Genomic DNA, 14,637 nt, shown 5'->3' on the forward strand with positions numbered 1-14,637 from the left:
CTCCAGTTCCAGCTGGGAAGGAGTGCGAGCGTGGAGCGTGCTCGAGTATTTGAGTGCGGCCGGTCTCGGGCCTCGGCACGATGGGCAGATGGAGCAACCGCTTGACGTGCCTGAACTTGCTGCTGGTGGTGGGCTCACGCTTCGCCCGTGGCGCATGTCGGACCTTCAGCTTGTCCGTGAGGCGTCGGAGGATGATTACATCCCGTTGATCACGACGGTGCCCTCGCTCTATTCCGAGTCGGCAGGTGTCGCGTTCGTCGAGCGGCAGTGGGGCCGGGCGACCATGAGGGCTGGGTACCCGTTCGTCATCGTGAGCTCTGACGGTCGGCCGGTCGGGAACGTGGGGCTTTGGCTCCATGACCTGGGGCAGGGCCGTGCTTCGCTCGGCTACTGGGTCGTCAAGTCGGCGCGTGGTCGGGTGCCGCCGCGGCCGCGGTCGGTGCAGTGGCAGGCTGGGCCTTGCGTGATCTGCGGATTCCCCGTCTTGAGCCGTATGTGCAGCCGTGGAACACGGCTTCCGTGCGCACTGCCGAGCGAGTGGGGTTCCAACGTGAAGGGCTGCTGCGGGGGTGGCAGCAGGTCGGGCGCGAGCGCCGTGACATGTTCATATTCGCTGCTGAACGGAGCTGTGATGCTGCTGGTCCTGCCGGCCGTCAGGTCGGCAGGACCAGCGTGGTCAGCCGATCCGAAGTTCGTCGTCCTGCGCGCGGTGAAACAGCGCTGATCCGCGGACGAGTTCCAGCCGGGAGCCGGTGAAGGAGGCCCGCAGCCGCCGGTCGTGCGTGACGACGACCAGCGCGCCCGTGTATCCGGCCAGTGCCGCCTCCATGAATGAACGTGAGTCTCCAGCAGATCTGAACCGTTCCGGGTTCGGCATCGAGCCGCGCACGTTGGCAAAGAACACACTGTCGCACTGCGCCGTGTCCATTATCTAGACGTTGTGTGGGTGGCAGGGATGTTTGTTGTGGGGGTGACCTGCTGTTAAGTCATGCTTTTGACACCTGCGGTCTGGCGCGTGCGGGTGTCTGTCGGCGGCGATAACGTCGCGGGTTGCTGGGGTTTGCTGGCGATGAGAAGCCTGCTGTCGTGTCCTGGGGAAGTGATGTTGGATGGGGCTGTCGGGTGGGGCTGCGGATAAGGCGGGAAACCGGTACGAGGACTGGTGGACCGCGCTGCGGGTGGCAGATCTCCTGCGGGGGCGGGCGTCGAGGATCCGTCTGGAGCCTCCGGGCCGGACGGGCGCCGGGATTGAGTTCCTGATCGAGGAGACCGACGGCACCTGGTGCGAGCAGGTGAAGGACGTCCCGTCCAAGGGGCCGTGGAGCCTAGTAGTGCTTCGTTAGGTTGTGGGCTGTCTGTGGCTGCTCCGGGGGCGGGGCAGGGGGCGTCCGCAGGTGGTGCAGGTACCGGTCCAGCACCTCAGCAGGTCCTGGAGAACGTCGAGGACCTGGTAGAGGGTCAGGCCGGTGTGCGGACTTTTGGGTCGAGCCGCCTGAGGGTGAGGAATGCCTGAACGGCGGTGACGAGGGTGACGTGGTGGTGCCAGCCGCGCCAGGTGCGGCCTTCGGCCGGCGAGACCCACGTGCTGTTCTTCACCGAGACCGAAGCCCGCGAGTGGGCCACCAGCGGCAAGAAGGCCGCCGACGGCCCGAACCCCGCAGCCCTTCCCGCGCAGGCCAGCCCGGTGCGGATGCAGAAGCCGCCCACGTCCGACACTCAGCCCGCTGCCGTGCCCGCGGACTCGCTTGCCGACGCCTGGAGCACCACGCCGACCACGGCGGCGCCCGACCCGGCCCCGGCTCCGGCCGCCGACCCAGCGGCGACGTCGCCGGCGGCCCCGGTCGACGACGACCAGGCGGTGGGGCTACGCGACGCCGCCGAACACCACCTGCCTTACACCCTCGCCGCGCTGCGCTACGCCCGCGTGTGCCAGGGAGCGGGGGCCGCCGGTGAGAGTGCGGTCGCAGCTTCGACAACGCCCCGCCCTCAGATCCAGGGTCCGGTAGGCCGGTTGTCCTGATCCGCCCCCGAGTCAGCTTGGCCCTGGGATGATCAGGCCGTTACTGGACAGCAGCGAAAGGTGAGGGGGAGCGCGGTGTGGGACTACTCGGAACTCAGCGCGGAGGCACGCAAGCTAGGAGGCCCTGATGCCCTACGGGCGGCCTACGTCCAGCTCGGGCGGCGGCTAGGCCAGCGGCGAGCCTTCATTCTCGGTGCCCTTGCCGTCGGCGTGCCGGTGGCTGGGTGGAAGGTCTTGAAGGACTACCGCGACCGCCGCGCCGTCGCCGCTTCCCAGGCCACGGTCGTGACCTCCGAGGCCGCGCCCGCGACGGAGGAGGCCGTAGTCGCCGAGGCGGAGGCTGTACTCACGGCCGTCGACGTCGCGCCGGTGGTCGATGAGCCGGAGCCGGAGCCCGCCGCCGAGTCCTCACCCTCGGCCACCGCAGCCCAGTCCACCCCAGCGGCCGGCGGACACTTCAGCGCGTAGGGGCGCGAACGCCCCAGCGCTGACTGCCGGGAAGGGCCACGCTAGGACTCCTCGGTCCTCCCTCGCGCAGTGCACCGGCCACCCGACCGGGGCCTCCCGGTACGGGCGCAGCTTCGGCAGCAGCTCGGTGAGCGGGGGAGGACGCTAGTAGCCTCGCCTACTCCTCTTCGCCGCCCCCCTTTCTCAAGTTGTGGAAGGGGTCCGGAACGCCAGGGCGTTCGCTCCGACCACGGGATCGTCGGCACTGGCGGCTGCCCGCTGCGCGGTGGCGTAGTGGCGTTCGGCGGCGGCTGACGGTCACGTCTGGTTGGGCCGTGGACGGGGGAAGAGCGTGAATCGTTCCGGAGCGAACCCCTCCAGACCGGTGAGCGAGATGCGATCGGCGTTGTAGAGGCGGATCTCCACGTTCATAAGGGACTGGAGAAGGGCTAGATCGTAGGCAACGTCTGCGAGAGCGTTGATCCTTAGCTGCTCAAGATTCGGAAACCGGTCCGGGATCAGGTCGAGGGGGATGTCGGACCGAGACACAGAGAGCCCGAGACGATTGACGGTGGCCATGAGGGGGGCGTTTGCGAAGTCGGCGTCGGTGACCTGAAGGCTGGTCAGCTGAGGCAGCTCCGCGAGCTCGGCCCATTCCACTGCGTCCATGACATGGTTGACGACAACGTCTTCGAGCATGGCCCACTGGGTGATGCCGGTGATGGAGGCCTCTATCTGGCCGCCGAGCCAAAGCCTTGTGAGAGTTGGCGAGGCGGGCAGGGTATGCAGCGTTCTCCACGGCAGGACGGTATAGAGCAGCAGTTCACGCAGCTGTGGGAGATTGTTGAGCGCCTGGAAGGAGAAACTCTCAGGCAGGTCCAGCAGGTTCAGCTCCTGCAGGGGCAGTCCGGCGAGATGGTGTAGGCCGTCGACGGGTGTTGAGGGGCCAAGAGCCAACGAGCGCAGCGCGGCCAGAGACCGAACGAACGACAGACTGTGCAGCGAGGGCTCCTCCATGCGCCGGAGGGATAGGGATGTGGTGTGTTCCGGGGAAAGATGCTCGAGGATCTCTGACGGGGTGAGTGCCAGCTCGAACGAGATGAGTTCGATCGGTGTCAGCAGCGGGAGAGCGTCAAACTGCGCACGAGTCCCGACGGTGAGATGCAGGCGATCCCGGACAAGGCGGAGGATGTCGCGGGCGTAATCGGCTGCCTCAAAGTTGGTCCAGCCCAGCATCAGTTCGTGGCGCGGCACCGAGGGGGCGACAGTCGGGACGAAATGTTGCAGGTACGCATAAGCTTGGTCGCCGCCCATGGCTGCGGCAGTGCGGAACACGGCAATGATCTCGTCTTCGGGCAGTCCGTCGGCGGTGGGTGGCAGTAGGTCCAGAATGCCGGGACCCAGCGCGGACAGGGTGTTTGCTTCCTGGATAGTGCGGGGCGGCATCAGGGCTGCGGCGCGCGCCGTGACCTTATGGCGCGTGTCAGGGGCGACTTCGGTGGCGTAGTGCATGCTGGCGGCCGCCAGGAGGTGCAGCCTGGGCCGGTGCTCGTTCTCAGCATCACCGCGTTCAATGAGGCGGCGTAGCAGATCTGCGCTTTCAACAGGCCTGGCGTGGGCGACGGCCATGCGTATGACGTCCTCCCACTGGTCGTCATGGGCATTGTTGACCAGCAGCGGAAAGTCGTGGGCCTCGATGGCGGCTTTTGCCCCGAGATAGTCCTGGAAGGTGCGGTGGACGAAGTCGATGGTGTCCATGGTGGGCTTGCGCAGCAGCCCGCTGCGGCCGACCAGATGCGTCAGGACCTGGTCGGCTGTGCCCTGCTCGGCCACAGTCGGCATAGCTGGCAGAGCGTCGTCGACCAGGGCTGTCGCGGTAGTCCGTTCCATCTCGGTCTGGCGGTTGCGGATTAGCCAGTAGGCCAGGCGCTGCAGCAACTGGACGCTCTGGTGTTCGGTGAGCTGAATGCCTTCCGGGACATCGATACTGCGTTCAAGGTCACGGCGCACTAGAAGCATCGACAGTGCTGCCTCATACAACTCCATGCGGCTGTGGGGCAGGTGACCGCGGCGGTCCCGGTGCAGCGCGCAGATCAACGCGCACATCAGGGGTGTGCTGGACAACTGCGCCAGGTCACGCTGAGCACGCACTGTCACCTGGAGCGCTGCTTCGAGATCATGCAGCTGTGACCGTTCGGCGTCGATTGCTGCACTGTGCCGGGCGGCGGTATGCCACCGGCCGACGAAGAGTCCAATGTCAGCGGCACTCATAGGTTGTACTGACAGTTCGGTGAAGCGCGACGAAGCCAGCCAGCCTTCGGGTACAGCGGACGGACGCGTGGTGACCACGAAGCGTGCGTCCCCGTAGGCCGCCAAGAGCCGCTCGAGCCAGTCCCGGGTGGCGCCTCGGTGCTCTTGAGGAACCTCGTCGATTCCGTCGACCAGGACGAGTGCTTCCCCCCTGGCGAGTACGGCATCGGCCCAGCCTTCAGGTTGTGAGGCGGCCAGGGGGGTGCCGACCGCAGAGAGGAAATCCTGCGGCTCTGGAAGGGGCCCACGCCTCACCAGCGTCCGCAGCGGCAGGGTGAACGGAATCTGCCCCCTCCAGTCCGCCAGTTCTGCCGGCAGCTCATCGCGCGCCGTAGCGACAGCCAGCCACTGCAGCAGCGTTGTCTTTCCGCTGCCGGCGAGCCCTCGCAGAAGCACGCGTCGGCAGTCGGCCAACGCGTGTTCGGCACGCTTCACCACGACGGATGGCCGGTTCGATTCCTCACTGCCTGCAGGCCAATCTTCCGCCCGCTCCGCCAGTTCCAAGCTCAAGTACGCCGCGTCCAGCGGCCAGCGCGCACGTTCCGGCCGGCTCAGGTCCAGCCCTACGACGGTCAGCTGGGAATGCCGTTCCGTCACGTAGCTGAGGTACCGCTCCTCGAACGAGGGCTGCACTTTGGGCCCCACCGGCCTGCGGGTGACTCTCCTTGGAGAGCCCTGGTACACCTGCGGTACTCGGGCAGCGGCTTCGCGAAGGGCCAGCAATGGCTCCACACCCGTGCCCATCGCCTTCGCCAGGGCCATCAGCGTGGCCTCGGAGGGCACCACTTGGCCGTTCAGCGCCTGGCTAATCGTTGTCCGCCCTAGCCCGGTCCGCTGCTGCAGCCCACCCATCTGCAGACCCCGCTGCGCCCTGAGGGTGCGTAGCCGTAGCGCGAGTTCCGCCAGCGGATCCTCGTACACGTCCCCCATGTCCTGCTTCTCCGTCTCCCAGGCGACCGTCTTCGTTCATCTTTGTTCGCCCTGAACCCCGGTGAACACCAGAACCGCGAAATTCGCCGATGTCCCCGTCGTCGTTTGTCCTGGGAAGAAGGCATGAACACCTCATCCATTCACCTGATCCTGCTGGCCCTGCTTCTGGCCGTCGTCGGTCTCTTCTGCACGCTCGTAGGAGCAGCGGCCGGTCTGCTCGCTCGCATCGACGGAGCCACCTATGCCACCGCTCTGCTGCGCGGTGCCGTGGCCTTTGCGGGCAGTGCCACCCTGTCCCTGGCGCTGCTGACCTTCGTCCTCGCGGTGCTGTGAACCAAGGATGCTTTGTCCTACTACCTGCAGGCGAGAGCACGGCGCCCGCCCGTGGCGGGCGCTGTTACTGCTCGGCGCTGGGGCCCGGCCAGTGTCAGGGCGTCGACTACAGGACAGGGATTATCCATAGGTGCGCGGGCCTGTGGGGTGTGTTCGGTGTGGTTGCCACCTGGTCGTGTGGCAGCTGTCTGGAACGGACACCGCCCCTCGGTGGGGTCTGGTCTGTTTGGTGGGTGGAGCAGACCTATGCAGCTGAGCGTTCGATGTCTCCGTCGTCTGGTGTGGAGCGGTGGGTGGTGGCCGATACACGGACCTATGACCTGCATGCCGAGGCGTGTGCGTTTTTGGCGGGGTTGCGTAGTAAGGGCCGCTCGCCGAACACGGAACGGGTCTATGCGGGCCGTCTCGCTCTCTATCTGAACTACTGCACCCAGCGCCGTATCGAGTGGTCGCGTCCGAGTTTCATGGCGCTGTCCGGGCTGCAGCAGTGGCTGGTCACCACGCCGCTGCCGGCCCGCAGCCGCCGCTGTCCGACCACGGCTGCGCCCCGCTACCGTTCGCAGGGTACGGCGAACGCGGTGATGACGGCGGTCACGGACTTCCTGCGCTTCGGCGCTCTCCACGGCTGGGTTCCCGCGCAGACGGCCGGCTTGCTGTCGGAGCCGAAGTTCCTGCGGTTCTTGCCGGCCGGTTACGACGCTGGCGAGCGCGGCCAGTGGCGCCAGGTCCAGGTGTCGGCTTTTCGTTTCCAGGTCAGCGAGCCCGGCTACGAGGACCTCTCCCCGCAGCAGATCCGCCGCATGATCGCGGATACGCCCCGGGCACGGGACCGTTTCCTCATCGCGCTGCTCGCCGCGACCGGCCTGCGGATCGGAGAGGCCCTGGGCCTGCGCCAGGAGGATCTGCACTTCCTGGCCTCGTCACGCTCCCTGGGATGCCCCGTGGAAGGTCCGCACCTTCATGTGCGGCGCCGCACCGACAACCCGAACCGGGCCCTGGCCAAGTCCAGACACTCCCGCTGCCTCCCCGTCACCCCTGACATCGTCGCCTTCTACACCGACTACCAGCATGAACGGAATCCGGTGGCCGAGGCGGCCGAGACAGGCATGGTGTTCGTGAACCTCTTCCGGCCCCCGCTGGGGCGGGCCATGACCTACCCGAACGCCAAGAACGTCTTCGACCGTCTGGCCCGCCGCGCCGGGCACCCGGCTCGCCCGCACATGCTGCGCCACTCCGCGGCCACCCACTGGCTACGTGAGGGAGTAGACCGGGACGTGGTGCAAAAGCTGCTGGGTCACGCCTCGCCGCTGTCCATGGACCGCTACCGCCACGTCGATGAGTCCGAAACCCGGGCGGCTGTCGACCGGGCCCAGGCATGGAGGGAGGACCAGTGAGCACGGCTGGTGCGCCTGCCGTCGCACGTTCCGCACCGACGAAGGCCACGAAGTCGTGGGAGACGTGGCTGCGTGCCCACATCGATCCCGCGTGGCGGCCGGGGGAGTGGGACAGCGCCAGATGGCTGTTCACCGGAGACCTCGACAATCCGCGCACCTCGTCCTCCCGGTGCCGCACCCGCCGCTGCGACGTGATCGTGCGCGCTCAGGAGACGTTCTGTACCTACTGCTCGGACCAGCGCAGAAAGAGCGGTCTGCCGCGGGAAGAGTTCGCCGCCACTTTCATCCCTGCTCGTTCCAGATCCCTGCCGTTGACAGTCGTCGGGCCGTGCACGCTCACCCGGGACGGCGTACGGTGCGTACGCCCTCAGGTATCGGGAGGCCTGTGCGCCGCCCACCACGGATCATGGAAGTACCACACGTCCAGAGGCACGCTCGAGCGGTGGCTTCGCAGCAGGGCCACACCGTTCACCGAAAACCCGGACTGCATGGTGACCCACTGCTCCGGCTGGGCGATGAACTCCAGTGGGCTGTGCAACTACCACTGGCGCGCCTGGAGAGCGGAATGCCGCTCCAGCACCACCCCCATGCCTGCCGCCCAATGGGCACCGCACCAGCCCCTGTATCTGCTGGCGCACCAGTTCCACCTCGCCCCATTGCCCCAGCTGCTGCGCTGGGAAGCGCTCTACGCCGTGCAGCAGATGGACCAGTGGGTACGTGCCCTGGAACCTCACTGGATCCGCGGCGTGATCAGCCACCTCACCACGGCCGACACCCTGCTGGACGCCACCAACACGGCCCGGCTCACCAAGCCGCACCAGGCTGCCGTCCGTACACTGGAGAACCTGCAGTCCGCCGCCCGCGCCGGATACAGCGAGTTCTCCGGGATCACCCTCATCGACCAGGACATCATCGATCTGCGCGTCCTCGGGCTGCGCCACAGCGCCTCCGGCAAGCGCCGACAGCTTCCCGGCCGCGTCGATCTCCGCACAGTCCGCCAGCCCTGGCTGCGCCAGGCGCTGCGTCATTGGGTGACCACCGCCCGACCCACCACGGAAGACTTCAAGCGCACGTTCCACGCGACGACCATCGCCTCTACGGCTCTCGCCCAGCGCGCCGACGCCGGCGATGTGCCTGCCGCCCTGACGTTCGCCGATGCCACCTTGGTCGTCGACGCTTTCCGAGCCGCACGCAAACAAGACGGCACCTCCTACTCCTCCTCCTTCCGACGCAGCCTGCTGGGAATGTTCTTCCAGCTCATCGCATACGGACGCCGCTGCGGCACCCTCGACGACCTGGCCGGCACCTTCACCCGCGTGCCCGTCGAGCACGTCATCTCCGTGGAGGAGCCCAATGAGGACTTCATCGGCAAGGCCATCCCCGAATCCGTCATCCGGCAACTGGACGCCCACCTCGACACCCTGGGCACCGGAAACACCTACGGCTGCCGCGACATCGCCCCAGACGCCCGGCAGCTGCTGTACCGCACGATGTACATCGTCCTGCGCGACACCGGGCGCCGCCCCCTCGAGATCGTCTCCCTGACCCGTGACTGCCTGGAAACCCACAACGGCCAGCCCACCCTGATCTGGGACAACCACAAGAGAAAACGCCACCGCCGACGTCTGCCGATCACAACCTCCACCGCCGACGCCATCCGAACCTGGCAAGCCTGCCGCGACCAGCTGCACCTCCCCGCCAAGGGAGACCGATACCTCTTTCCCTCCCTCACCCCCCTGAGCGACGCCCCCCACATCTCCAGCACCTACCTCAGCGACGCCCTCAGGCTCTGGGCAGACGCCCTGCCCCAGCTCCACGCCGAAGGCACCGACTCCAAAGGACAACGCCTGCTCTTCGACCGGTCCCTGGTCTACCCCTACGCCTTCCGCCACTCCTACGCCCAGCGCCACGCAGACGCCGGCACCCCCGTCGACGTGCTACGCGAGCTGATGGACCACAAATCCATCGCCATGACCCAGCGCTACTACACCGTCTCCCTCAAACGGAAGAGCGAAGCCGTAGCCAAACTCAGCACACACGTCCTCGACCAGCACGGCCACCCCAGCCCCAGCTCGAGCACCGCCTACGAGATGCGCACCGTCGCCGTCCCCTACGGCGGCTGCACCGAGCCGTCAAACGTCAAAGCCGGCGGCCAGGCCTGCCTCATCCGCTTCCAATGCGCCGGCTGCGGCTTCTACCGCCCCGACCCCTCCTACCTGCCAGCCATCGAGCACCACATCAACGAACTGCGAGCAGACCGCGAAACCGCACTCGCCATGGGCGCAGCCGAGTTCGTCACCACCGCCCTCACGGCACAAATCACCGCCTACCAGCGCGTCATCGGCCGCATGAACACACACCTGGCGTCCCTCCCCGCCTCCGAACGCGCCCAGATCGAAGAAGCCAGCACCGTGCTGCGCAAAGCACGAGCAGGCCACAACCACACCCTCCTGCCCCTCACTCCTGCCCGACCGAAAGACCCGCGATGAATCCCCGCGGCAACCCCGCCCCCCTCGCCGAAGCCAGACGCCGTCACAGCCTCGACAAACGAGCCCGTGTCCTCACCGTTCTTGCCACACTCGAGAAACAGGGAAAGCCGCTCACCTTCGCCGCAGTCGCCCGCGCCGCCCGCGTCTCCACCTGGCTCACCTATGCCCCCGGCGTACGCGAGCACATCGAAGCGGCCCAACTACGCCAAGCCCACAGCACCCCACCATCTGCCACGGGAAGCCCGCCCTCCCCGCTTAGCCTGCGCACCGAACTCGAAATCGCCCGGCAAGAAATCAAAGACCTCCGCGACGAACGTGACCGGCTCCAGGCAGCCCTGCGCCACCAACTCGGTCAGCAGCTCGATGTCATCCACGCCTCCGACGCAGCGACCAGAGCGGACGAACTGACCGCTCTGAATCAGGACCTCACTCGCCAGCTACAGGAGGCTTCCTCAGAGAACGCCGCGTCCCGCGCACGCATCACCGCCCTCGAAGAAGACCTGATTGCTGCCCGGACCAGCCTGCGCCGGATGATCCGCACCGAGAACACGGCTCGCTGAACGGCATCCACGGCGGTTATGCCCACTCCATGCCGAGCTCCCGGAGGGCATTGAGCTGTTCCTGGGCGAGTTTGTCGCGGCGGGTTTTCGTGTTGGAGACCCATACGCCGAGCTTGACGACCACTGGCTCAGTCTCGCCGTCGATTGAGATCTCCTCGGCGTGCCCCCTCGGCACAGGCCGTTGGCCTTCCCGTTCGACCCACTGTGCGAGGGCCGCGAGGCCGCGTTGGAATGCCTGCTGTGCCTTGCCCTGGCCCTTCGTCGACCGCGCAGCCGCCGGGGCGGGAGAGGGTGCTTCAGCGGGCTGTACGCCCAGTTTGGTCAGTCGCTCCTGCTGTCCGCCGGAGAGCTGCGCCCAGGCACTCGCCTCTCTTTGCCGCGTGATCCATCGTCCGATGTCGTCGCCGTCGAACGTGACGCCGGGTGCGATGTGGGGCAGGCGGCCGTGGGGTTCGTCGGCGGCGAGGTCGGTGAGTACGCGGTGGTGGCGTTGCCAGTCGAGGGGCCAGGGGCAGTTCCAGTCGGGGTCGATCGCGGCCAGTTGCTGCGCGCGCTGTTCCGCTCGCTCGGGGTCTTTGCCGAGGCCGTCTTTGCGGCGGAGGTTAGCGAGGAGTTGTCCGATGGCCAGCTGTTCGCTGTCGCCTTCGCCCCAGGTGGCGTCTTGGCGGGGTGCGAGGTGTCCGGTGGTCCGGTGGTAGGCGCGGAGTGCGGCGAGTTTGGTTTCCCAGGCTTCGTCGCCGGGTTCCCAGACCATCCCGGCCTCGTCGAGGAGGTCTTTGCGGTGGGGGTCGAGTTCACCGGCCCGTAGTGATTTCCGCTGCTGATGCACCCATCGGCCAAGCGGAAACGCCTTCGTCGTCCCGACCTCGGTCTCGACGTCATAGGGAACGGCGTACAAGCCCGTGATCTCGTTCTCGGCTCGCCAGCGGAGCAGGGCCTGATATCCCTCCAGCCAGATGAGGGATTGGGGGCGGATGACGCGGCAGCGGGTGAGGGCGGCGATGTCGGCGGCGTCGCGGGGGGAGGCGAAGTTGACCACGATCGAGGTGACCCGGTCGACCTCCTGCTGCGCCTCGCTGGTCTCCTCGGGCATGTCCTCGTTCTCCGGGCCGGCCGCAGGGGCGGGTCGGACGTGGGTGCGGCGGCGTTCGGCGCCGCGGGTGAGGGCGCGGGAGGCGAGCTGGTCGACCATGCGTTCCGAGTGGGAGCGTAGGGCTTGGAGGATGTCGACGAGGGGCTGGTAGCTGGCCGAGGCGACCATGTCCTTCGGGTCTTCCCCGGGCTGGAGGAAGACGGGGATGATGATCCGGGCGGTTTTGGTTGTGCCGTCGGGGTTGGGTCGCAGGGCGCGTCCGATGTTCTGGACGACGTCGACCTGGGAGCTGCGCGAGCCGACGATGCACACGGCCTCGACTCCGCGTAGTCCGGTGATGTCGACCCCGACCCCGAGGGCGCGTACGGAGGAGAGGAACGCCCGGTGTACGCGCCGGTTCTGGGCGTTGATGCCGTTGGCGAACCGGTGGATCACCTTCCGCCGGTGCGCGATGGGATGGTCGCCGCACAGCCAGTCCGCCCATACCCGGTCCGGAGGCATGTGACGGCTCTCCTCCAGCTCGTACAGCTCTGCGTCGATCGATGACGCGGGCAGTTCCTCGGCACCGGCCAGGGCCGCCGCGGAGGCTTCGGCGGTGTACAGCTCGGCGGCGGTGCGCGGTATCTGTTCGGCGAACGCTGCGGCTTCTTCGACCCGCTGGTGGAACACCATGGTGGTGTGCAGGTTCTGCTGCGCCGCGTGCTCCAGCAGCGCGGCCTGGAGCAGGGCCATGCGCCGGCCACGCAGGGCGTCCTCGGACAGGCCCAAGATCGGGTCAGGGTCGCGGATCTCCAGCACGTCGATCTCGAACCCCGCGAGGATTGAGCGTTCCACAGCCTCCGCCAGACCGAGATCGAAAATCCGGGTGCCGTAGGTGCTGGAGTCGTCCTCCATGGAAGCGATCACCACCTCCCGCCCGTCCCGGCCCCGCTGCGGCTTAGGCGCGGCCAGGATCCGCGGGGTCGCGGTCAGGTAGAGCCGGAAGTCGACAGGGATCCGGCTGTTGTCGTGGATCGCCGCCCACGGCCGGCCCATGTCCCCCGCGGTCATGTGCCCCTCGTCCAGAATGGCCAGGTCAAACGGAGCCATCCGCTGCCCGTACAGCCGCTCCCCGCCCGCCAGAGCCGATTCCAACGGCCCAGGGACAGTCCGGCGACCAGTGACGTCGGCGGGGTCCTCGCGGTCCACGAGGGAGGCGTACGTGGCGAACACGACCACCGGACCGGTCCCGGCCCACAGGGCGAGCTGGATCGGGTTGGTGGTGGTGCGCACTCCGAGCTGCTCCAGGACCTCGTCCTTGTCCACCGAGCAGACCGCGACCATCGGCGCCCGGTGCCCGACCCGCCGCCAGGACTGGGCACTCTGCACGATCAGGTCAAGCGTGGGCACCATGACGAGGATCCGCCCCTGCGGGAAGTACTCCAGAGCGCACGCAGCGGTGGTGATCGTCTTACCGGACCCGGTCGCGGACACCCCCATGGCACGAGCCCCCTCCGGAGGCACAAAGGATCTTGCAGGAAATCCGACCCAGTTACGAAAAGCCGCCTTTTGGTCAGCCTGGTGTTCTCGGAGCTGAATCACACCGATTTCCTTTTCCTCTTCCCGCCCCGCACCAGCAGGCTTCGCCATCGGCCCGTTCTTGCATGCGGCAGGCTCCCCGAGGGGGACGGCAGGGGGTAGCGATCCCTGCCCCCGTGGGCCGGCAGTTCGTCCTCGAAGTCACACGCCGCTACAGCCTTCCACCCTCCACGCCACAGCGTCTCGAGCACGTCCGTGACCGCGGCCACCACCGCACCGGACTCCACTCCCGCGGGCGCTTCGCATTCCAGCACGGTCGACCACTCGAGGAACTCGGAAGGATGCGCCTTCCTGCCCGTGGAGTAGTCATTGCAGACGCCGCTCACCCGCAGCGCCCCCACCATCAGGCCGCGGCCCTCCTCTTCGGGGCCGAGACGCTCCTTCAGCCAGGCGATGACCGTCGAGCTGTCCGTGACATCCACATAGATCGAGCAGTCCTCGTACGAGACCCCGGCGTTCTCCGTCACCGACACCCACCCCTCTCCAGCCCGCCCTCAGCACACTGCGGACGGGCCGCCCTACCGCTCAGACCTAGTTCCTTGATTCAGTCGCTCTTCACCAGCCGTGCTCCCCAGGCCCTATGACGTCGTGTCCGATCTGACGGGCGAGGTGCTGCGCCCGTTCGTCCTCCCCGGGCCGGACGTGGACGTACATGGTGTGGCTCGGGGTCGGCTCGTGGTTGGCGTCGGTCCCGAAGCACGCTTGTACTCCGGTCCGCGCATGCTCCGGACCGAGGCCGAGTTCGGGCACAGCCGGCCAACTGAGTGCCATCCACGCGATCTGTCCCCACCCTGCCTGACGCAGCACCTCCGGCGCTCTGTCCAGCAGATCACCCTCCACCGGCTCCTCGACCGAGAGCATCATCGGCAGCAGATGAGCCAGCACCGCGGCGTCATCCGGAAGGTCGACCCCACGGAAGTGCTCGCCGCCTCCCGAGAACCAGCCCTGCGGGAACACCTCGCGGGCCCTCACGACGTCCTCGACCCGAAGCAACTCGGCATCCAGGTCGACACTCGCCCCCTCCCACAGCTCCCCACACCCGACCAGAGACACGGCCACGGTGATTACCGCCGCCACATCCCCGTCCTCGCTCCGGTAGACCGGATATGCCCTCGCATTACCCACAGGGATCCCCTGCCTTCCACACAGGGCACCCAAAGGGGTATCCCTATCTTCTGCAAACTGTACATGCTGCATCACTTCGAAACAGCTCCCGCAAACCCAGACCGGCACCACCCTCCAGTCAGCCAGGCCCGCGACAGCGGGCCCAGGCGGTCCTGGAGGCGCAGCCGGAAGGACCGTTGAGGCGGGGGAGCGCAGCGGACCCGCCGGCTTGGGCCAGAGCGAAGCGAAGACCCAAGCGTAGAACGAAGTCCTATCGCTTCGGAAGCGCAGCGGACGAAGCGTCACTTCCCCTGCGAAGCAGGGGAAGTGAGCGGGCCGCGCAGCGGCCCGCCAGCGCTCCCGCGGGCGGAGCGCAACA

General features: G+C 67.4%; 11 protein-coding genes and 1 pseudogene. 7 read left to right on the forward strand and 5 right to left on the reverse strand.

Going from position 1 to position 14,637, the window contains the following annotated elements; genetic code table 11:
• Window positions 1-88: 88 nt before the first annotated feature.
• Window positions 89-756 (forward strand): annotated as a pseudogene (locus tag OG766_RS36560) (GNAT family N-acetyltransferase).
• Here the strand turns inward: OG766_RS36560 and OG766_RS36565 are convergent.
• Window positions 677-928, reverse strand: a complete 252-nt coding sequence (locus OG766_RS36565) for a hypothetical protein (RefSeq protein WP_328727593.1) — start codon at window positions 926-928, stop codon at window positions 677-679. The pseudogene OG766_RS36560 and the gene OG766_RS36565 sit on opposite strands and share 80 nt — an antisense overlap.
• A 591-nt stretch (window positions 929-1,519) precedes the next feature.
• Between OG766_RS36565 and OG766_RS36570 the strand changes: the two genes are divergently transcribed.
• Both OG766_RS36570 and OG766_RS36575 read left to right on the forward strand, forming a co-directional pair.
• Window positions 1,520-2,020, forward strand: a complete 501-nt coding sequence (locus OG766_RS36570; protein WP_328727584.1) for a hypothetical protein — start codon at window positions 1,520-1,522, stop codon at window positions 2,018-2,020.
• Between the two features lie 234 nt (window positions 2,021-2,254).
• Window positions 2,255-2,488: a hypothetical protein gene (locus tag OG766_RS36575; RefSeq protein ID WP_328724181.1), complete on the forward strand. Its 234-nt coding sequence runs from the start codon at window positions 2,255-2,257 to the stop codon at window positions 2,486-2,488.
• Window positions 2,489-2,785: 297 nt separating this feature from the next.
• Here OG766_RS36575 and OG766_RS36580 read toward each other — a convergent pair whose 3' ends face one another.
• Window positions 2,786-5,707, reverse strand: a complete 2,922-nt coding sequence (locus OG766_RS36580; RefSeq protein WP_328724180.1) for an NACHT domain-containing protein — start codon at window positions 5,705-5,707, stop codon at window positions 2,786-2,788.
• A 123-nt stretch (window positions 5,708-5,830) separates the two neighbouring features.
• Between OG766_RS36580 and OG766_RS36585 the strand changes: the two genes are divergently transcribed.
• The 4 genes from OG766_RS36585 to OG766_RS36600 all read left to right on the forward strand — a co-directional run bounded on the left by OG766_RS36585 (window position 5,831) and on the right by OG766_RS36600 (window position 10,483).
• Window positions 5,831-6,040 carry a hypothetical protein gene (locus tag OG766_RS36585; RefSeq protein ID WP_164494633.1) on the forward strand — a complete coding sequence of 70 codons (210 nt, stop codon included), beginning with the start codon at window positions 5,831-5,833 and terminating at the stop codon, window positions 6,038-6,040.
• Window positions 6,041-6,273: 233 nt separating this feature from the next.
• Window positions 6,274-7,434 carry a tyrosine-type recombinase/integrase gene (locus OG766_RS36590; RefSeq protein ID WP_328724179.1) on the forward strand — a complete coding sequence of 387 codons (1,161 nt, stop codon included), beginning with the start codon at window positions 6,274-6,276 and terminating at the stop codon, window positions 7,432-7,434.
• Between the two features lie 488 nt (window positions 7,435-7,922).
• On the forward strand, window positions 7,923-9,923 hold the full coding sequence (locus OG766_RS36595) for a tyrosine-type recombinase/integrase (RefSeq protein WP_328724178.1): 2,001 nt from the start codon (window positions 7,923-7,925) through the stop codon (window positions 9,921-9,923).
• Window positions 9,920-10,483, forward strand: a complete 564-nt coding sequence (locus OG766_RS36600; RefSeq protein WP_328724177.1) for a hypothetical protein — start codon at window positions 9,920-9,922, stop codon at window positions 10,481-10,483. The genes OG766_RS36595 and OG766_RS36600 overlap by 4 nt, the downstream gene beginning before the upstream one ends.
• A 16-nt stretch (window positions 10,484-10,499) precedes the next feature.
• Here OG766_RS36600 and OG766_RS36605 read toward each other — a convergent pair whose 3' ends face one another.
• The 3 genes from OG766_RS36605 to OG766_RS36615 form a co-directional block, all read right to left on the reverse strand.
• Window positions 10,500-13,205: a DEAD/DEAH box helicase gene (locus OG766_RS36605; protein ID WP_328724176.1), complete on the reverse strand. Its 2,706-nt coding sequence runs from the start codon at window positions 13,203-13,205 to the stop codon at window positions 10,500-10,502.
• Window positions 13,154-13,621 carry a hypothetical protein gene (locus tag OG766_RS36610; RefSeq protein WP_328724175.1) on the reverse strand — a complete coding sequence of 156 codons (468 nt, stop codon included), beginning with the start codon at window positions 13,619-13,621 and terminating at the stop codon, window positions 13,154-13,156. The genes OG766_RS36605 and OG766_RS36610 overlap by 52 nt, the downstream gene beginning before the upstream one ends.
• A gap of 88 nt (window positions 13,622-13,709) precedes the next feature.
• Entirely contained in the window at window positions 13,710-14,231 is a 522-nt protein-coding gene (locus tag OG766_RS36615; protein ID WP_328724174.1) for a hypothetical protein, read from the reverse strand.
• Window positions 14,232-14,637 lie beyond the last annotated feature (406 nt).

It is taken from the genome of Streptomyces sp. NBC_00259, from assembly GCF_036181745.1.
Lineage (GTDB): Bacteria > Actinomycetota > Actinomycetes > Streptomycetales > Streptomycetaceae > Streptomyces > Streptomyces pratisoli.

Coding starts and splice junctions, on each gene's coding strand:
- OG766_RS36580 (WP_328724180.1), bottom strand. CDS start 5,707: ATGGGGGACGTGTACGAGGATCCGCTGGCGGAACTCGCGCTACGGCTA.
- OG766_RS36600 (WP_328724177.1), top strand. CDS start 9,920: ATGAATCCCCGCGGCAACCCCGCCCCCCTCGCCGAAGCCAGACGCCGT.
- OG766_RS36605 (WP_328724176.1), bottom strand. CDS start 13,205: ATGGCGAAGCCTGCTGGTGCGGGGCGGGAAGAGGAAAAGGAAATCGGT.
- OG766_RS36595 (WP_328724178.1), top strand. CDS start 7,923: ATGGTGACCCACTGCTCCGGCTGGGCGATGAACTCCAGTGGGCTGTGC.
- OG766_RS36585 (WP_164494633.1), top strand. CDS start 5,831: ATGAACACCTCATCCATTCACCTGATCCTGCTGGCCCTGCTTCTGGCC.
- OG766_RS36565 (WP_328727593.1), bottom strand. CDS start 928: ATGGACACGGCGCAGTGCGACAGTGTGTTCTTTGCCAACGTGCGCGGC.